General features: G+C 42.2%; 19 protein-coding genes. 12 read left to right on the top strand and 7 right to left on the bottom strand.

Going from position 1 to position 20,091, the window contains the following annotated elements; genetic code table 11:
- Positions 1–22 precede the first annotated feature (22 nt).
- The 6 genes from rpsT to QZ379_RS07355 all read left to right on the top strand — a co-directional run bounded on the left by rpsT (position 23) and on the right by QZ379_RS07355 (position 8,091).
- Positions 23–277: a 30S ribosomal protein S20 gene (gene rpsT, locus QZ379_RS07380; protein WP_154043419.1), complete on the top strand. Its 255-nt coding sequence runs from the start codon at positions 23–25 to the stop codon at positions 275–277.
- A gap of 189 nt (positions 278–466) precedes the next feature.
- Positions 467–2,428 carry a DNA topoisomerase (ATP-hydrolyzing) subunit B gene (gene gyrB, locus QZ379_RS07375; RefSeq protein WP_291562541.1) on the top strand — a complete coding sequence of 654 codons (1,962 nt, stop codon included), beginning with the start codon at positions 467–469 and terminating at the stop codon, positions 2,426–2,428.
- 262 nt (positions 2,429–2,690) lie between these two features.
- A complete protein-coding gene (locus tag QZ379_RS07370) occupies positions 2,691–5,369 on the top strand; it encodes a 4-alpha-glucanotransferase (RefSeq protein ID WP_291562538.1) in 2,679 nt (892 codons plus the stop codon).
- A gap of 188 nt (positions 5,370–5,557) precedes the next feature.
- Positions 5,558–6,160, top strand: a complete 603-nt coding sequence (locus tag QZ379_RS07365) for a ribonuclease HII (RefSeq protein WP_291562535.1) — start codon at positions 5,558–5,560, stop codon at positions 6,158–6,160.
- A 453-nt stretch (positions 6,161–6,613) separates the two neighbouring features.
- A complete protein-coding gene (locus QZ379_RS07360) occupies positions 6,614–7,051 on the top strand; it encodes an Hsp20/alpha crystallin family protein (protein ID WP_204401705.1) in 438 nt (145 codons plus the stop codon).
- 104 nt (positions 7,052–7,155) lie between these two features.
- Positions 7,156–8,091, top strand: a complete 936-nt coding sequence (locus QZ379_RS07355; protein WP_291562529.1) for a DnaJ C-terminal domain-containing protein — start codon at positions 7,156–7,158, stop codon at positions 8,089–8,091.
- Positions 8,092–8,135: 44 nt separating this feature from the next.
- Here the strand turns inward: QZ379_RS07355 and QZ379_RS07350 are convergent, their stop codons facing one another.
- Positions 8,136–8,528 (bottom strand): antitoxin HicB, encoded by a 393-nt coding sequence (locus QZ379_RS07350; RefSeq protein ID WP_291562526.1) that lies wholly within the window; start codon positions 8,526–8,528, stop codon positions 8,136–8,138.
- A 39-nt stretch (positions 8,529–8,567) separates the two neighbouring features.
- Complete coding sequence (locus QZ379_RS07345) at positions 8,568–8,756, bottom strand: type II toxin-antitoxin system HicA family toxin (protein WP_154043426.1); 189 nt, start codon at positions 8,754–8,756, stop codon at positions 8,568–8,570.
- 218 nt (positions 8,757–8,974) lie between these two features.
- On the opposite strand from QZ379_RS07345, the gene gpmI reads away from it, so the two are divergent.
- From gpmI to QZ379_RS07330, 3 genes are all read left to right on the top strand, one after another.
- Entirely contained in the window at positions 8,975–10,489 is a 1,515-nt protein-coding gene (gene gpmI, locus QZ379_RS07340; protein ID WP_287678355.1) for a 2,3-bisphosphoglycerate-independent phosphoglycerate mutase, read from the top strand.
- A 115-nt stretch (positions 10,490–10,604) separates the two neighbouring features.
- Positions 10,605–11,186: a DUF3109 family protein gene (locus tag QZ379_RS07335; protein ID WP_287678357.1), complete on the top strand. Its 582-nt coding sequence runs from the start codon at positions 10,605–10,607 to the stop codon at positions 11,184–11,186.
- 352 nt (positions 11,187–11,538) lie between these two features.
- Positions 11,539–11,667 carry a hypothetical protein gene (locus QZ379_RS07330; RefSeq protein WP_262897240.1) on the top strand — a complete coding sequence of 43 codons (129 nt, stop codon included), beginning with the start codon at positions 11,539–11,541 and terminating at the stop codon, positions 11,665–11,667.
- A 78-nt stretch (positions 11,668–11,745) separates the two neighbouring features.
- On the opposite strand, the gene QZ379_RS07325 is transcribed toward QZ379_RS07330, so the two are convergent.
- The 3 genes from QZ379_RS07325 to QZ379_RS07315 are packed head-to-tail and all read right to left on the bottom strand — an operon-like array spanning position 11,746 to position 17,011.
- Positions 11,746–13,461, bottom strand: a complete 1,716-nt coding sequence (locus QZ379_RS07325) for an outer membrane beta-barrel protein (protein WP_291562510.1) — start codon at positions 13,459–13,461, stop codon at positions 11,746–11,748.
- A gap of 5 nt (positions 13,462–13,466) precedes the next feature.
- A complete protein-coding gene (locus QZ379_RS07320) occupies positions 13,467–16,475 on the bottom strand; it encodes a tetratricopeptide repeat protein (protein ID WP_291562507.1) in 3,009 nt (1,002 codons plus the stop codon).
- An 11-nt stretch (positions 16,476–16,486) separates the two neighbouring features.
- Positions 16,487–17,011 (bottom strand): NUDIX domain-containing protein, encoded by a 525-nt coding sequence (locus QZ379_RS07315; RefSeq protein WP_291562504.1) that lies wholly within the window; start codon positions 17,009–17,011, stop codon positions 16,487–16,489.
- 273 nt (positions 17,012–17,284) lie between these two features.
- Between QZ379_RS07315 and QZ379_RS07310 the strand changes: the two genes are divergently transcribed.
- The 3 genes from QZ379_RS07310 (at position 17,285) to cysK (ending at position 19,105) form a co-directional block, all read left to right on the top strand.
- On the top strand, positions 17,285–17,746 hold the full coding sequence (locus QZ379_RS07310) for an Lrp/AsnC ligand binding domain-containing protein (protein ID WP_235337466.1): 462 nt from the start codon (positions 17,285–17,287) through the stop codon (positions 17,744–17,746).
- A 3-nt stretch (positions 17,747–17,749) separates the two neighbouring features.
- Positions 17,750–18,079 (top strand): DUF4491 family protein, encoded by a 330-nt coding sequence (locus tag QZ379_RS07305; protein ID WP_291562497.1) that lies wholly within the window; start codon positions 17,750–17,752, stop codon positions 18,077–18,079.
- A gap of 93 nt (positions 18,080–18,172) precedes the next feature.
- Positions 18,173–19,105, top strand: coding sequence for a cysteine synthase A (gene cysK / locus QZ379_RS07300; RefSeq protein ID WP_291562494.1), 933 nt, complete (start codon positions 18,173–18,175; stop codon positions 19,103–19,105).
- A 25-nt stretch (positions 19,106–19,130) separates the two neighbouring features.
- Here cysK and QZ379_RS07295 read toward each other — a convergent pair whose 3' ends face one another.
- Both QZ379_RS07295 and QZ379_RS07290 read right to left on the bottom strand, forming a co-directional pair.
- A complete protein-coding gene (locus QZ379_RS07295) occupies positions 19,131–19,445 on the bottom strand; it encodes a nucleotidyltransferase domain-containing protein (protein ID WP_291562491.1) in 315 nt (104 codons plus the stop codon).
- A 15-nt stretch (positions 19,446–19,460) separates the two neighbouring features.
- A complete protein-coding gene (locus QZ379_RS07290) occupies positions 19,461–19,889 on the bottom strand; it encodes an HI0074 family nucleotidyltransferase substrate-binding subunit (protein ID WP_291562488.1) in 429 nt (142 codons plus the stop codon).
- Between the last annotated feature and the right edge of the window lie 202 nt (positions 19,890–20,091).

The following is a 20,091-nucleotide window of genomic DNA, read 5'->3' as shown; positions in this document are numbered from 1 at the left end:
ACAATATTAAAGATTAGTCGAGATGGCAAATCACAAATCATCTATCAAAAGAATTAGACAAGAAGAAAAAAGAAGACTTCACAACAGATATTATGCTAAGACAATGCGTAATGCTGTAAGAAAGCTTCGTGCAACAACAGACAAAGCTGAAGCTGTTGCTTTGTATCCAAAAGTACAGAAGATGTTGGATAAGTTGGCTAAAGTTAACATTATCCACAAGAACAAGGCTGCTAACTTGAAGTCAAAATTGGCTGCACACATCGCTAAGATTGCTTAATTGAGGCACCTTTAAAAAGATATTAAGGCTGGGGTTTTACTCAGCCTTTTGTCGTTTATACCTATACATAAAACACCTGTCACAACATCCTAAAAAACATACTGATTTTCACCTTTTTTTAGCTCTGTAGGAAAGATTATTCCATAGATTTTTCGTAACTTTGGACGATTAAATAAACTATTTAAAAACATGAGTGAAGAACTGACACCAAAGAGCGGAAGCAACTACTCGGCAAGCAGTATTCAGGTACTTGAAGGACTTGAAGCCGTGCGTAAACGCCCCGCTATGTATATCGGCGACATCAGCGAAAAAGGTTTGCATCACCTCGTATATGAAGTTGTGGACAACTCTATCGACGAAGCACTTGCCGGATATTGTACACATATAGAAGTAACAATAAACGAAGATAATTCAATAACCGTACAGGACAACGGACGTGGTATCCCTGTAGATTTCCATGAGAAAGAAAAGAAATCTGCTCTGGAAGTCGTTATGACAGTGTTACACGCCGGAGGTAAATTCGATAAAGGTTCCTATAAGGTTTCCGGAGGTTTGCATGGTGTGGGTGTATCGTGTGTGAACGCACTTTCTACTCACATGACTACAAATGTATTCAGAAACGGAAAGATTTATCAGCAGGAATACGAATGCGGTAAGCCACTTTATCCTGTAAAGGAAATAGGAACTACAGAACTCAGAGGTACAAAACAGACTTTCTGGCCTGACGCCTCAATATTCACAGTTACTGAATATAAATATAACATTCTTCAGGCACGTCTTAGAGAATTGGCATATCTGAACAAGGGTATCACAATCACTCTTACAGACAAACGCGAAACAGAAGAAGACGGTAGTTACAAGAGTGAAGTATTCCATTCAGATGAAGGCGTTAAGGAATTCGTACGTTTCCTCAATTCTACAAATACTCCACTTTTTGATGACGTAATCTATCTGAACACTGAAAAACAGGGCGTTCCTATCGAGTGTGCCATCATGTACAACACAGGTTTCCGCGAAAACCTGCATTCTTACGTTAATAACATCAACACAATAGAAGGAGGTACTCACGAAGGAGGTTTCCGTGCGGCACTTACACGCGTATTGAAGAAATATGCAGAAGAAAGCAAGGCACTTGAAAAAGCGAAAGTTGAAATCTCAGGTGAGGACTTCCGCGAAGGTCTTATCGCAGTAATCTCTGTAAAGGTTGCCGAACCTCAGTTCGAAGGTCAGACTAAGACCAAACTTGGAAACAGCGAGGTAAGCGGTGCTGTACAGCAGGCTGTAGGTGAAGCTCTTTCAAACTACCTTGAAGAACATCCTAAGGAGGCAAAAGTTATTGTTGACAAGGTGGTACTTGCCGCAACTGCACGTATAGCAGCAAGAAAGGCACGTGAGTCTGTACAGCGCAAGAGTCCTATGGGCGGCGGCGGACTTCCGGGAAAACTGGCTGACTGTTCAAGCCGTGTAGCAGAGGAATGTGAATTGTTCCTCGTCGAGGGTGACTCTGCGGGTGGTTCTGCAAAACAGGGACGAAGCAGACAGTTCCAGGCCATCCTTCCTCTACGAGGAAAAATCCTTAACGTAGAGAAAGCCATGTGGCACAAGGCATTCGAGAGTGATGAAGTAAACAACATAATCCAGGCACTTGGAATCCGTTTCGGTGTTGAAGAAGAAGACAGCAAGAAGGCAAACATCGAGAAACTCCGTTATCACAAGGTGATAATCATGACCGATGCCGATGTCGATGGTTCTCACATCGACACACTTATCATGACTCTGTTCTACAGATATATGCCAGAGATTATTCAGGAAGGTCACCTGTATATAGCTACTCCTCCATTGTACAAATGCACAAAAGGTAAGATTAGCGAATATTGCTACACCGAAGAAGCAAGACACGCTTTCATCCAGAAATACGGCGACGGAAGCGAACAGGGAATACATACTCAGCGATACAAAGGTTTGGGTGAAATGAACCCTGAACAGCTTTGGGAAACAACAATGAATCCTGAGACTCGTATTCTGAAACAAGTACAGATAGAAAACGCAGCTGAAGCGGACTATATCTTCTCTATGCTTATGGGAGATGATGTAGCTCCTCGACGCGAGTTCATAGAAAAGAATGCCACTTATGCCAATATTGACGCATAAGTTGGTTTATATGTTTAACTAAATTTTTTACCTCCTCACATCTTACACGGAGGAAAGCCTCGGAACCTGTGGATTCCGGGGCTTTTTTATTTATAAATATCTTATATTTTATACCGCATAAACCACGTTCAGAAGGCTTATAGACCTGTTTCATGCCATAAAACATTTATATTTTTCAAATAAAGCCTACTATGATTATTATAAAATAACTACTTTTGGAAAAATAAAAACTCAATAAAAAAACTAATACCAAAAGAAAGATATGAAACTGACATTTCGTATTAAGTATCGTACCGTATGGGGTGAAAGTCTGAGAGTAGTGATAAACGATGACGAAAAGAACTCACTTCCTCTTTTCACACGCGATGGTCAGGAATGGCAAGGAACATTCAATTATGACCTACCTGAAAATTCCGATATTGTGCCATACCGATATACTGTTTTCAGAAATGAAGACTGCGTAAGGAAAGAATTTGGTGCAATCCCCCACTCTATTATAAAAGGTAATGCACAACAGCATCATTTTATTTTTGACGATTGCTGGCGCGACTTGCCGGAAGGAAATCATAGATACAGTTCAGCTTTCAATGGCATTCCGCATACAGAGGAGCCGAAGAAACTTACAGATAATGTAGGCTGTTGCATCACATTCAGAGCATTATGCCCCGGACTTAGACATAAGGCACAGGAGCTTGGAATAATAGGAAACTGCAATACACTCGGAAACTGGGAATATTACCGCCCGCTCAGAATGCAGGAGATATCACCGGACGTATGGTATATATCAATAGATTATTCATCACTTACATTTCCATTTGAATATAAGTTTGTAGCAGTAAGCTCAAAAACCGGAGCTGTCGAGGAATGGGAATACGGATACAACCGTACTTTCCACATACAGCCACTTATGCGCGGTGAAACTTACTTTCCAACAGAAACAGAAGTATTTTTCAACCTTCCGGAAAGAAAAATAGCCGGCAGCGCAATACCTGTTTTCTCCATTCGCTCAAAAGGCAGTTTCGGAGTTGGCGACTTCGGTGATTTGAAGACGTATATAGACTGGGCTGCGGAAACAAACCAGCAGGCAGTACAGATACTACCTATCAACGACACCACAAGAACAAATACATGGGTAGATTCATATCCGTACAATGCTATCTCAATATACGCATTCCATCCTATGTATATAGATTTGAGACAGTTGCCGACTCTCAAGAATGCGAAAAAGGCCGCCGAATATGAAAAAGAACGCTTGGAACTGAACAGCCTGTCACAGGTAGATTACGAAGGAGTAAACAATACGAAACAGGCATATCTTAAAGATATATTTATCCAGGAAGCGGAAAACATTCTTTCATCAGAAGGTTTCAAAACATTCTACCGCAAGAATGAAGAATGGCTTAAGCCATATTCAGCATTCAGCTACCTGAGAGACCTATACGGTACAGCCGATTTCAATACATGGCCGGAATATAGTACATACGTTTCTGAAGAGATAGACAAACTATGTGATGAGGAAGGTGAAACATATCCTGAAATCTCATTCTACTACTTCTTGCAGTATGTTCTGCATATACAGTTACTTGCAGCCGCCAACTATGCACGCTGCAAAGGTGTGATTCTGAAAGGAGATATCCCTATCGGTATCAGCCGAGGAAGTGTGGAAGCATGGGTAGAGCCATATTACTTCAATATGAACGGACAGGCAGGTGCTCCACCAGATGCTTTCTCTGTGAACGGTCAGAACTGGGGATTCCCTACATACAACTGGGACGTGATGGAAAAAGACAACTACCAGTGGTGGAGAAAGCGTTTCTCCAAAATGGCTGAATACTTCACTGCATACCGTATAGACCATATACTTGGTTTCTTCCGTATCTGGGAAATACCGGTACACTCTGTACACGGACTGTTAGGACAATTCGTTCCGGCACTACCAATGAGCGCGGACGAAATAAAAGGTTTCGGACTGAACTTCCAGAAAGAGTTCATGACAGAGCCGTTTATAAACGACTACATGCTCAACACAATGTTTGGCGACAAGAGCGACGAGGTACGCAACACTTTCGTAGAACATGTTCATCATGACATCTACCGTATGCGCCCTGAGTTCGATACCCAGCGCAAAGTTGAAGCTTATTTTGCCGGAAAGACAGATGAAGAAAGCCTCAACATGAAGGAAGGACTATATGCACTGATAAGTAATGTTCTGTTTGTAAAAGACAGAAAGAATCCTGAGATGTACCACCCAAGAATATCTGTACAGAACGACTTCATCTACAGACAACTGAACTGGCAGGAACAGGAAGCCTTCAACAGACTATACAATCATTACTACTACCAGCACCACAACAAGTTCTGGTACGACGAGGCGATGAAAAAGCTGCCAGTTCTCACCCAGTCAACTTCAATGCTTGTTTGCGGTGAAGACTTGGGAATGGTTCCGGACTGTGTGCCATGGGTAATGAACCAGCTGCAGATTCTCTCGCTCGAAATACAGAGAATGCCTAAAGACCCGAAAGACGAGTTCGGACATGTTCACAACTATCCGTTCCGCTCTGTTTGTACCATAGGTACCCATGATATGTCAACCCTCCGTGGTTATTGGAAGGAAGATGCACAGATTACAGAACGCTACTATCATTATGAACTCGGACATTGGGGTGAAGTTCCACAGGATGCACCGGGATGGCTATGCCGTGAGGTTGTAAGCCAGCATCTGAACTGCCCGTCACTACTATGTATCCTGACATGGCAGGACTGGACATCAATAGATGAAACTCTCCGCAATCCGGACATTGAGATAGAACGTATCAACGTTCCCGCAAATCCACGCCACTACTGGAGATGGAGAATGCACGTCACTCTGGAAGACCTTATGAAGAAAGACGATTTCAACGAACAGATAAGAAACATGATTTCTGAAAGCGGAAGGATCTAAAAAGCTAACATCAGGAATCAGGTTTTCAACACCTAAACAGGGTTTAAGCAGTATTTAAAGGCTGTTTAAACCCTGTTCCTTTTTAACACCGTATGTGAATAACACATTAATAACTCCACACATAAATATTGCTACATGAAAAACAAAATGCGTACCTTTGCACCCGGAAATTTAAAAACCACATAAAGATGCTTTTACCATACTTGAATGAAAACCTTATAGAAGCCGGATGCGATGAAGCAGGACGCGGATGTCTTGCCGGAGCAGTTTATGCCGCAGCCGTCATTCTGCCGAAGGACTTCAAGGATGAGATGCTGAACGACTCGAAGCAACTGTCTGAAAAACAGCGTTATCAGCTGAGAGAAGTTATAGAAAAGGAAGCACTGGCATGGGCAATCGGTATTGTAGAACCGGAAGAAATTGATAAAATCAACATTCTGAATGCTTCGTTCCTTGCGATGCACAGAGCTGTGGACCAACTGAAGATAACTCCCCAGCATCTGCTGATAGACGGTAACCGTTTCAACAAATACAAGAATATTCCGCATACCACAATAGTGAAAGGCGATGGAAAATATCTTTCAATAGCAGCCGCTTCGATACTTGCGAAGACTTATCGTGACGACTATATGAACAGGCTGCACAGTGAATATCCTATGTACGCATGGGATATGAACAAGGGATATCCCACAAAAAAACACCGACAAGCCATAAAGGAATTCGGCACTTCTCCTTATCACCGCCTGAGTTACAACCTTTTAGGCGACACTCAGCTTTCGCTGGATTTCTAAATCAAGTCTTGGATTTCAACATCAACAGGAGTTATTAACAACCTGTTGAAAACCTACGTTATTAACAGCCTGTTAATAACTCTGACTTCATGCTTTCTAACTTTGGCACGACCGAAACAATCCATATAACATTTTTCCAGCTCAAACACATTAAATATAGAAGTAAGAGTCCACAAAAGGACATTTTGACACATGAAACAAGATAACCAAATGACATTTTGTCAATTTTCAACTTTATCAACACCTGTGAATATATTAATAATGTTTCCACATGTTTAAAACAATGGCCTGAAGGTTTAAAATCATATTATAAACATTAAACGCCGTCTGACAAAAATTCAAACTCACGGCATCGGCATACAGTTTGCAATATCAACAGTGAACTTGAGGTTCAAAAACCAAGAGTTCGGAAATAATTGAAAATGTATAACTTAAATATAGGAGATTAAAACTATGATGCCGATTAGAAAGTATTACAATCAGAACTGGTTACCAAGTATCTTTAATGATTTCTTTGATAATGACTGGATGGAAAAGACTAATGCTACAGCTCCGGCAATCAATGTAATTGAGAGCGAAAAGAACTACAAAGTAGAGGTTGCAGCTCCGGGAATGACCAAAGACGATTTCAACATCCATTTGGGAGACGACAACGAACTTGTTATCTCAATGGAAAAGAAAGTTGAAAACGAAGATAAAGATAAAGAAAACAAGAAATACTTGCGACGTGAGTTCTCTTACACAAAATTCCAACAGTCACTTTACTTGCCTGACAATGTTGATAAGGAAAAGATAAGTGCTAATGTTTCAGACGGTGTATTGACTATCGAACTGCCGAAGTATTCACCTGAAGAAAAAGCTAAGGTTAATCGTGTTATCGAGATACATTAATCATTGGTAAACCCTATAAGAGCCTCCCGCCAACAGTCAACGGGAGGCTCTGTTTTTATGTGAAAAAAACATTTATAAACCACCAACTTTAAAACTCAAAATATATGGCTTTTATAGATTATTACAAAGTACTGGGCGTAGAACGTAATGCCTCGCAAGATGATATCAAGAAAGCCTATCGTAAGATGGCCAGAAAGTATCATCCCGACCTGAATAAAGACGACCCTAACGCCAAAGACAAGTTTCAGGAGATAAACGAAGCTAACGAAGTTTTGAGCGATCCTGAAAAGAGAAAGAAATACGACGAATACGGCGAACACTGGAAACATGCCGACGAATTCAAGGCTGAACGTGAAGCATACCAGAGAGCGCAGGAAAGAGGCGGACAGTCGGCTTACTGGTACTCCGTAAATGGCGACGATTTCATGGGCGGATTCGGGAGAGGAAACGCAAGCGGCTTCTCCGATTTCTTCGAACAGCTGTTCGGACATGGAGCCTCAGCGGGCAGAAGCGGAAGAGGTTACAACATGATGAGCCGTGGAGGTGATATAGAAGCACAGATGAATCTTTCACTCCGCGAAGCAGCCGTTACGCACAAACAGACCTTCAGCGTAAACGGTGAGAACCTGCGTATAACCATACCTGCCGGTATTGCCGACGGACAAATGATAAAACTGAAAGGCCACGGCGAGAAAGGCAGCAACGGAGCACCTGACGGCGACCTGTACATCACTTTCCAGATAGCTCCGGACCCTGACTTCAAACGTGAGGGCGACGACCTGTTCACAGATGTTGACATAGACCTTTATACAGCTGTTCTTGGAGGTACTGTGAACGTCAAGACAATAGACGGAATGGTCAAACTGAAAGTAAATCCGGGCACTCAGAACGATACAAAAGTAAGATTGCGTGGCAAAGGATTTCCAGTATATAAAAAAGAAGGTACATTCGGTGATTTGATTGTTACATATCATGTGGATATACCTACAGCGTTAAGCGAAAAACAGAAAGAGCTGTTCACACAGTTGAAAAACAGCTAAGAACCGGATGACAGTACGAATCCATTAGATAATCACTTCATCAGCTACAACAGATTTATGGCAGCCAATTCCTCAGTCAGCGCATTAATACCTTTCTGAATCTTCTCCAACTGTTGTTTACGAGGTTTATGCACTCCGGCCGCATAATGCCACAACTGGCGTTCATTGATTCCGGTTATCCGGCTCAATGCGGCCTTAGTGAAAATACTACTGTAATAGTTGATAAATGTAGAAGCATCTATTTTAAATTTTAAGTAAAATTCTCCTTTGAGAATTTCGCACGGATTCGGATTGTCCTCCAAATATAAACCTATGGCTTCTTTCATGTTATCTTCTATCTCCCTTATGTTATTACCAACCGTAATAACAGGAGCACCTTCGATATAAGCACTAAGATTGTTGCCGGCATGTTCCACAATAACTTCAACTGTTCTCATTTTGACCACCATTTTATAGTTAAACAAAAGAGGCTGGGGCTATTTCAGCCCCGCTTGCCTCAAAATGCTGTAATAAGTGCCTTTTTCAACGCCTTTCTTTCCATGATTCGGAACGACTACCGTTATTCCGTCTTTTTCAAACTTCATGTGGCTGCCCTTCTGGCTTTTTAGAACGAAGCCGTTGTCAAGCAACATAGTTACAACCTCCTTAACTGACTTGTAACTCATAGCGTTTTTGACTTTATTACCTTGCAAATATAGTAAATCCACGAATAATTCACAAACAAAATATTCTCATTTTTACTATAATTGAAAGTATATTCTAAATAATCCACTATAAGCCCTATATTAAAATTCCCCAAAACATTCGCTCAAAAAGCAGATATTTTGTACTTTTGCAGTCGGAAAACAAATTGGATTTCAAACTTCTAAAACATATTACAATTATGGCAAAGAAAGCACTTTTAATGATCCTCGACGGATGGGGCTGCGGCGACCATCACAAAGACGATGTAATCTTTAACACTCCTACTCCTTATTGGGACAGTCTGTTGGCTAACTACCCTCACTCACAGTTGCAGGCAAGCGGCGAAAACGTAGGTCTTCCTGACGGACAGATGGGTAACTCAGAAGTTGGTCACCTCAACATCGGTGCCGGACGCATCGTTTATCAGGATTTGGTGAAAATCAACCGTGCTTGTGCCGACGGAAGCATCATGCAGAACCCTGAAGTTGTTTCTGCCTTCACATACGCTAAGGAAAACGGTAAGAACATCCACTTCATGGGTCTTACTTCAAACGGTGGTGTACACTCTTCACTCGACCACCTGTTCCGCCTTTGCGACATCGCTAAAGAATACGGTATCGAAAATACTTTCATCCACTGCTTCATGGACGGTCGCGACACAGACCCTAAGAGCGGTAAAGGATTTATCGAAGAACTTACTGCACACTGTGCCAAATCAGCAGGTAAAATCGCTTCTATTGTAGGTCGTTTCTATGCAATGGACCGCGACAAGCGTTGGGAACGTGTAAAAGAAGCTTACGACTTGCTCGTTAACGGTACAGGCAAGAAAGCTACAGACATGGTTCAGGCTATGCAGGAATCATACGATGAAGGTGTTACTGACGAATTCATCAAACCTATCTCTAACGCTAACTTCGACGGTACTATCAAAGAAGGCGACGTAGTTATCTTCTTCAACTACCGTAACGACCGTGCAAAAGAGCTTACTATCGTTCTTACTCAGCAGGATATGCCTGAAGCCGGTATGAAGACTATCCCAGGACTTCAGTACTACTGTATGACTCCATACGATGCTTCATTCAAGGGCGTACACATCCTCTTCCCTAAGGAAAACGTACAGAACACTCTTGGCGAATATCTCGCTGCAAACGGAAAGACTCAGCTTCACATCGCTGAAACAGAAAAGTATGCACATGTTACATTCTTCTTCAACGGCGGACGTGAAACTCCATACGACAACGAAGACCGTATCCTGGTTCCTTCTCCAAAGGTTGCTACTTACGACCTGAAGCCTGAAATGAGCGCTTACGAAGTTAAGGACAAACTGGTAGAAGCTATCAACACTCAGAAATATGACTTCATCGTTGTCAACTATGCTAACGGCGACATGGTAGGTCACACCGGTATCTACGAAGCTATCGAAAAGGCTGTTGTTGCTATCGACAACTGCGTGAAAGATACAGTAGAAGCAGCTAAGGCTAACGACTACGAAGTAATCATCATCGCTGACCACGGAAACGCTGACCACGCATTGAACGAAGACGGAACTCCTAACACAGCTCACTCACTTAACCCTGTTCCATTTGTTTACGTAACAGCAAACAAGGACGCTAAGGTTGAAAACGGTGTATTGGCAGACGTTGCTCCTTCTATCCTTCACATCTTGGGTATGGCTCAGCCGGCTGATATGACAGGAAAAGACCTGATTAAGTAATCTTTCAGAATAGATTAAAGATACAGACAAAAGCACAGACAGCATACGGACAAGAATCCTATGAGGTCTGTGCTTTTTTATTAACTTTGCATACGAAAATAAAAGAAATAATAATATGGTTCAGATAGATGATGTGGTAGTAAGCCTTGATGTATTCCGCGAGAAATTCCTTTGCAATCTTGACGCCTGCAAGGGAGAATGCTGTATAGAAGGTGATGCCGGTGCACCGGTAGAACTTGAAGAGGTAGAGAAACTTGAGGAAGTACTTCCTGTGATATGGGACGATCTTTCGCCTGAAGCACGTGCGGTTATAGATAAGCAGGGAGTAGTTTATACAGACCAGGACGGTGACCTGGTGACTTCCATCGTAAACGGCAAGGATTGTGTATTCACATGTTATGACGAGAAAGGCTACTGTTATTGCGCAATAGAAAAAGCCTATCGCGAAGGCAAATGCAATTTCTACAAACCGATATCTTGTCATCTGTATCCTATCAGAATAGGCGATTACGGCCCTTTCAAGGCTGTAAACTATCACAGATGGGACGTATGTAAGGCTGCGGTTCTGCTTGGGAAGAAAGAAAATCTGCCTGTCTATAAATTTCTGAAAGAACCTTTGATAAGGAAGTTCGGTCAGGCATGGTATGATGAATTGGAGAATGTAGCAGAGGAACTGAAGAAACAAAAGCTGATATAATTTTTTCTTTACACCAAAAAATAAAACTCCAATAATATCCATATAGTAATATTTTTTCATACCTTTGTATCAATTCCGTTGAACTGATTTCCAGTATCGGAAGGACATAATTAAAAGAAAGGTGTTATTGAAATTATCTTCTTAGATTAAACTTCGCAACTTTAATTTTTAGCATGAAGATAATTACAATAGCACCCACACTGTGATATATATTCATCTTTAAGGGTGAACTATATACCGACTGGTGTGGGGCTATTGTTTTATCCATGCTAAAGGTAATGCGAAGACCTAATCTAAGGATAGAGCGATATGTTTCCCACACCTTATTTTTTACAACCTTCATAAGGGGAACATGAAGGGCAATTCACTCACTATGGATTTTATTATCGGATTGGCAATTTTTATCGGAGGTGGTCTCTTCGGAATGACAGTTATGGCATTAGCGTCAGCCAACAAAGATGAAGATGAAGAATGCGAATAAGCCTAAACAAATTGAAATAATAAAGGCTACCATTCAATAGAAAGGCAGCCTTAGTATATAATTCATTTAGAATAAACATCAGAAATTCAGACTCACTCCCGCCATTACATTAAAGCCTTGAACAGGATATCCGCTTTCTGTCACATAATTCTTGTTCAAAACATTATTCAGCTTCAGGAATACATTCACCCTGTCGTTGAACAGATATTCTGCACCTAAATTCAGTTCATTCACAGCATCAGCCTTTATACCCAACGTCTTTTTACGACCTTCGTAATTATATTGTGCCATTGCATGGAAGCCCTTGAACACCTTGGCACGGGCATTAAATCCGATACTGTAAAGCGGTTTCAACCATAACAGATGTTCCATTTCATTCTGAACATTCCAACTGTAGAAATTACCGTTAAGACCAAAGTCCAGCATATCTCTGAAAGAATAATCAACAGAAAGACCTGCGTATGCCACACGCGCCTTTGCCTGTGCTATTCCATTATAAATACCTCCTCCATCTGCATAAGGCATAGAGAAAAGTTCATTTCTCGTCTCACGATATCCTCCATATATTCCTAAGCCAAAACCTGCAACCGGCGATGCCTTCAGACCGAGTTTTGCATCATACGGAGTGTATGAAGTATTAAGCTGTATTGGCTGAACCCAAAACGGAGAGAAACCGTTTATTGTTCCGAAATCATTCAGACGTGTATTACCCGTAACATGAACATAAAGCACATAATTATCGGCAAATGTATAATCAAACTTTACATCCGGCGAAAGTTTCAGTCCGCCATCGTTCGAAATCTGAAAATCCATATTCACTCCGGCAGTAAAAGATACAGATTCTGTACTTATCGAATAATAAGGACGAAGCTTTATCAGTGAATAGTTGCTGAACGACTTGTCATAGAACACATTGTCCATACCCAATAACACACCTACATTCTGTCTGTCATCAATCCCAACTGAAATATATCCTTGAGTATGTACTACACTCTCCGACATGCTTCCCAGAATATATATGCCATGTTTACGGTTGAACATCTTATATCCCGTCTGTAAGCCGAATTCTACCGGAAGAGCATCTTTCACAGAAGATACACCTACATATCCACCACCTGACATGAACAACTGATGTCCGAACGAAGGTGCATCAGTTTTCTCTTCAGTCTGTGATGTTGACGCTGACAACTGTACATCAGGCATATAGCTGAATACTTGCGATGCAAAACTACCGCCTATGTACATGCTCACCTTATCGAAATCGTGAGTATATTTAAGCGAAGCACCTGTGCGGAAGAAACGATGCTTCCACTCTTTATCGTAATTAAGAGTCGGTATATCCGTCACCGGATCAAAATCATATCCTGCATCAATATTACCTGAATAGCCATGGAATGTAGCCATTACATCCAGGATATCCCTGTCGGTGATATTCCACAAATACGAGCCTTTAAAATCAGTATTGTTTCTGTTTCCGTAAGCCAGACGCACGTAACCTCTTCTGGCTTTATCCTCTGTAACCTCCCTGTTCATAACATCCATGTGATAAACCGGAAACTTGTTCAACTGATGTACTGACGATGCATAGTTGATCTGTGTTTTCGCTACAGCCGGTTCTTCTATCTTCGGCAATACATTCACCTTGAATGCATCCATCACTTCGGGATTATACTGGTTCTCTACCACCACCGTACGGTTTACGGTAGAGTCATTCTTCTGTTGCTGTTGTGCCGCCACATTAGTCAGTGTGACAAGTCCGGCACATATCAAAATCTGTTTTCTATATTTCTTCATTGTCGTTACTGGTTAAGTTTAGCCAATCTGGTTTCTATCATTTCCGCTATGTCATCGTCTGCCTGATAGTTCTGCTGCAATGACAACAGATACTGTTTTGCTTCCATATTGCGTCCGAGTTTCACATATACATCGCTCAGGAGTACAAAACTTCTTGCAAGCCAGTAGGCATGCGGTGTGCTGACTTCGATATACTTAAGAACCTCATTCTCGGCAGCCTCAGTCTTTCCTTCGTCAAAGTAAATCTGTGCTACAAGATATTTGGCCTCTGCACCATATACGTTTCTTGTATCTCCGGCAAGAACTTTCAGGTCGGCAAGCGCCTCATTACCCTGTCCGTTCCTGATGAATGCCTTTACTCTGTAGTATCTTGCCTCGTTTTCCAGTTCCGGGGCAAGCTTGCTGTGAGCCATCATAGCCGATGCGGCACTGATAGTTTCGTTTGTATCTCCAGCCATATATGCGCTGCGCAAGGCACCTGTCTGTGCCTGAAGACGTTCTTCCTGGTTTCCGGCACGGTCAGCCAAGCGTTTATAAAGTTCCAATGAACGGCTATACTCTTTACCATTGTAAGCCATCTGCGCGCACAGAGTCATAGCCTCTGTAGAGAATTTGCTGTCAGGATATTCCAGAACCTTGTTCAGATGTGATGTGGCTACTGAATAGTCCTTTTCATTGTATGCTATGATACCAAGATAATAAGATGCATTCACACTGAAGGCTCCCTGTGGGAACGACTGGAGATAAGAAGTCAGGCTATTCTTGGCCTCTGCTATATTCCCACGCATATAGACACGTTCTGCAGCAACGTAAGTCAGTGAGTCACGTTCGTTTACGTCGAAGTTTGCCCCTCCCGGCAGAGCTGAAGCGTACGACATATATTCGTCCACCTTATTTATATCTATATATACAGATTTCAGGTCACGCTGAGCCATTTTTGCCTCCTCACTTCCCGGATAGTCTGCAATAACCTTCTTATATGCAGAAATAGCCTCATTGAACTTGTCATTCTGATAATAAAGCAGGGCAATCTCACTTGCAGCCTTGCGTGCCAACTGGCTTTCAGACCATTTCTCAACAAGAATCTTGTATCTGCCTATCGCATTGTCGGCCTGCTCCATCTGCACGAAGGCACGTCCCTGCTCGTACAGTGCATCATCAATATACTGCGACGAAGGATATTTGGAAAGAAGAGTGTTAAGAGTTTCTATCTTTCCTGTATAGTCGCGCTGCAAACCTTTCACGAAGGCCTCCTGGAACAGAGAGTAATCACCGTATGACGGTTCGATAGATACCGCCTTGGCATACTGCGCACGTGCCTCATCGAAACGGCGTGCATAGAAATAACAGTCGCCGGCACGGTTGCAGGCATCACCTCTCACCGAAGCATCTATGGCAGCATCTGTTTCGGCACATCTCACGAACCATGTAAGAGCCTTGTCATACTTCTTCTGCTTGAAAGATGTATATCCCATATTATACAAAGCAAGTCCGTACTCCATACTCTTTCTGTTGGTGGCAAACTCCATATACTGACGATAGTCGGCAGCTGCCTGTTCAAACCTGTCAAGACGGTATTTGGCCTCACCACGCCAGAAGTACGCATCAGCCTTGGTCTGCGCATTATATCTGCCTAACTGTAGCGACTGAGTGAAATAATCGATGGCATTTTCGAACGATGCCTGTGCAAAAGCCTGAGTGCCTACGCGGAACAGAAGTTTCTGCTTGGCTTCAAGTATACGTGTTCCCGGCTGGCTGATTTTTGCTATAGATTTCAGTGCGGCCATATAGCTGTGGGTGTTCATATACACCTCTATAAGATAGTCGCTTACCTTATCAGTATATTGCGAATGAGGAAATTCATTAAGGAAACGTTCAAAAACCGTAACCGATTCGGCAAACGGAGAATAAGATGTTTCATGAATACACAGGGCATAGTTATAAAGAGCCTGCTCCTTTATCTGCATATTACGGTTTGATGCAGCAGCCTGTTCGAAAGCCATTCGCGCCTGGTTACGTTCTTTCAGATTCAGATACGCAAGTCCCATGTGCAGATAAGCATTCTGCGACATGTCATCATCCGCGCCTGTCACTCTTCCCAGATTTTCTGCAGCTTCAGAATAAACCTGAGTATTGAAATAACTCATACCTAATTTATACAGAGCATTACGCTGCGGATTAGAAGTCTCATTACAATAAGGAGAAAGACAATTTACAGCAGCTGTATAATCCCTCTGCGAGTAAGCAGCCTCACCCGCTATTCTCTTCATTTCAAGCGATTTTTCATTTCTGGGATAGTCATTAAGATATTTCAGAGCCATATTCCTTGCTGCAGCATAATCACCTGTGATAAGGCTGATGTCTGCCATATAATATGGAGCAAGTTCCGCATAGTTCTTATTATCCTTAACTGCAGAAAAGCCCTTCATTGCAGCAGCATATCTTCCGGCAGAATAGTCTATATAAGCCAGACTGTAGGTCGCGTCGTCCGAATATTTCGTGCTGGCCTCTTTCAACACCGTTAGCCATGCAGTAGCTTCCTCTGTATTTCCTATCTCAAGATAAGACTGCGCCAGACGATAGACATTATCGTCTCTTTCTTCATTCCCCAAAGCATCGAAATCACAACCTCTGTAACATGCAATGGCTTTCAAGTATTCCTTATCGAAGAAATACGAAGATGCGATAAGAGCCTGTACCCTGTTCTTATATCTTGATTCGGGGTGCTTTTCCAGATACGCCTCAAGTTTCTCTATGCGGTCTGGCATTTGCAGTTCATAGGCGGTACATACAAGCATATATTCTGCCTCATCAGCAAACTCCGCACACTTGCCCAAATCCATATAGCGCATCAGTGTCTGTCGTGCAGCAGCATAATCATGACGCATAAACAGTTGTTTTCCATCGTCGAACAGCCTGCTGAGGCCGGTCAGCGGTTCAGTCTGCTGCGCTCCTGCCACAATAGGCATAGTCAGCATCAGACCTGCTATAAATGCGTTTCCTTTATTCTTCATAAATATATAGGTTATTTATTGTATTCATTTATAAATCGTTCCACTCCCTTTCTCACCGAGTCGAGTCCGAATTCCTCAGGATTTATCTTGTCAAGCGGCATCCAGAAAGATTCGGCTACATCGTCCATTGCCTCCAACTCAGAATCATTCTCTACCCTGCAAAGGAAAAACATATCCATCGTATGCACAAGAAATCCCGAATAAAGATATGTGTTAGGGTACGAAAACAGATATTCCGCCTTCACCACGTCGAGTCCGGTTTCCTCCTTCACCTCGCGCGCCACTCCTTCTTCTGCCGTTTCGCACATGTCGATAAAACCGCCCGACAGGTCAAGAGTTCCTTTGGCCGGGTCTTTCGCACGGCGACACACCAAAAGCTCGTTTTTTGAATTAAGTATAAAAGCTACCGTAGCCGCACTGGAATTGAAATAATATACAAAACCGCAGTCGGCACATTTTTTCGATTTGAAATTGTGTTCCTCAAAGTGTGGAGAGCCACACACGGGACAATATTTGAACAGATGTAAAGGGTGCATAATAACACAAGTTTAGTTACAGTGACAAAGTTAACAGAAATAATGATAATATGTTACATTTCTGACATAAAGAACAATTTTCCACAATACAATGTTTATATCATTTAGTCAGTTTATAAAAGTTTTATAGAACAAAACTATAAAAAATATTGTTATATAGCAGTAATATTGCTCTTTTTACCTAAAAAATAATGTTTTTTTGAACCAAATATAGAATTAATAAAAAAGTTTTCATACATTTGCTTACAAAATGATATAACAAAACACACAATTATGGAAAAGATTGATAAATTAGACAAACAAATCTTAGAAATTATCTCTCAGAACGCACGTATTCCTTTCAAAGACGTAGCTGCAGAATGTGGAGTTTCGCGTGCAGCAATCCATCAGCGTGTACAGCGTCTGATAGACCTGGGCGTAATCATCGGTTCGGGATACAATGTAAATCCTAAAAGCTTGGGCTACATGACATGTACTTATGTAGGTATCAAGCTTGAAAAAGGTTCTATGTACAAGAGCGTAGTAGCCGAGCTGAACAAGATTCCTGAAATCGTGGAATGTCACTTCACAACCGGTCCTTACACAATGCTTACAAAACTGTACTCTACAGACAACGAGCATCTGATGGATTTATTGAACTCACGCATACAGGAGATTCCGGGTGTTACTGCCACTGAGACACTGATTTCACTGGAACAGAGCATCAAGAAAGAAATTCCTATTCATTTGGATTAATACATGGAAATAATAGCCGGACTCAACGCAGGAGGTATAATCATAGGCCTGTGTACATTCCTCATCATCGGTTTCTTCCATCCGGTAGTGGTTAAGGCCGAATATTACTGGGGAACTAAATGCTGGTGGATTTTTCTTCTGCTCGGTATAGTAGGTATAGCAGGTTCTGTGCTGACAGACGACATACTTATTTCCACGCTTTTGGGAGTGTTCTCCTTCTCATCGTTCTGGACCATAAAGGAATTGTTCGAGCAAAGGGAAAGAGTCTTGAAAGGATGGTTTCCCATGAATCCGAAAAGAAAAGAGGAATACAGGACAGACTCAGACAGATAAGGCCATAACAAAACATCATATAGAGAGTTCATGAATTTCAGCAAGAAATGCATGGACTCTTTTTTTATATTTTCAAACCAAAAACTTACAGTTATGCAAAACATCAAAAACAATCTGACAGAGCTAATCGGCAACACCCCGATGCTCAGACTAAACAATATGGAGAAAGCCTTCGATTCGGAAGCTTCGGTAACGGCCAAACTCGAAATGTTCAATCCCGGGGGGAGCGCAAAGGACAGAATAGCTCTCAGCATGATAAACGATGCAGAGAAGAAAGGCATCCTCAAACCGGGAGCAACAATCATAGAACCGACAAGCGGTAACACGGGAGTGGGACTGGCATGGATAGCCGGACTGAAAGGCTACAAACTGATACTGACCATGCCGGAAACAATGAGCCGCGAAAGACAGCTGCTGCTGAAGGCCTACGGAGCGGAACTCGTTCTGACTGCCGGAAGTAAAGGTATGGGCGGTGCAATAGAAAAGGCAAACGAGCTGAATTCGGAGATAGAAGGCTCGGTCATACTGCAACAGTTCTGCAATCCGGCCAACCCCGAGGCACATTATAATACTACAGCCGAGGAAATCTGGAGAGATACAGACGGGAAGATAGATGTATTCGTTGCAGGAGCAGGCACAGGGGGAACAATAAGCGGAACGGGACGCAAGCTGAAAGAGAAAAACCCGGAGATAGAACTGATAGCCGTAGAGCCGGACTCATCGGCTGTTATTTCGGGCGACAAACCGGGACCGCACAAGATACAGGGTATAGGTGCGGGATTTATCCCTGACACACTTGACACAAAGATTATCGACAGAGTGTTCCGCGTAAAAAACGAAGACGCAATGGCAACTGCACGCGAGCTTGCAAACAAGGAAGGGATACTCTGCGGAATATCATCCGGAGCAGCCGCTTATGCCGCGATGAAACTCTCGCAGGAAAGCCGATACAAAGGTAAAAACATAGTAGTATTACTGCCCGACACCGGCGAAAGATACCTCTCGACAGAACTGTTCGACAGATAAAGAAAAAGCCTCGCTGATGCGAGGCTTAATTTATGCTATCAACTTTCTTATAAAAAGGCTTTCCCACACGGTTTATATGCTCACCTATCGGAGTACCTATATTCTTATTATAATCAACTACGTCTACCTTATAAAGCAATCCCAAATCCTCTATCTGAATATTAATATCCATCAGCTGATTAAATGTGAGATTCTTGCCTATAGCAGCCAAATCGATATCAGACCCTTCCGAATACGAGCCTTTGGCTCTGGAACCGAAAATAAGCACCTCTTCAATATCCGGGAAACGCCGAAACACACTGCATATATCCGCTACAACAGTATCACTCAAACCGTACATAATCAATTTTATCAGTTAAGCCAACCCCAAGCGGAGTCTTTCTTGTTCAAATTTGTCATCCAACTGCTTCAGAAGACGAGAATATTCATCGTATATCATACGCACAATCTCTATGGCATCGCCCTCATTATAAGTATGCGAAGTGGTTATTCGCGCTTTAGCCATTCTACGCCAACCGTCATGGTCGGAAATCATACCATCCTCCAATGCCATCTGAAGCGTACCGTTCGGACCTTGCACAAACTCGTAGCCTTTATACTTCAACAAATCCTGAAGAGCCTTCCAGGCAAGCTCGAAAGTATACTCAAAACGCTGTATCAACCCTTCCATTTCCAGTTCGGACAAATCATCCACTCTCTTCTCAGATTCTGTTATATCCAAGATACGCTTATTTGCACGATGAAAACTATCATATCTTTGTAGCCAACGTATATCCGGTTCCATATTTATATCAATAGACCTATGTTTATAAAATGAAATACAATCAACACAAAGATAATGATTTTTTACAAATGAAGATATTCTTCATAAGAAATATAAATGAATGTAGACTGATTTTCTGAAAGGAATAGTTGTTTATAGAAAGATATTCTTCGGAGTGGGCGTTGACGGATTCGAACCGCCGACCCTCTGCTTGTAAGGCAGA

This window comes from Bacteroides sp. (assembly GCF_019417265.1).
GTDB lineage: Bacteria > Bacteroidota > Bacteroidia > Bacteroidales > Bacteroidaceae > Phocaeicola.
This window is presented reverse-complemented; position numbering and strand designations above follow the sequence as displayed.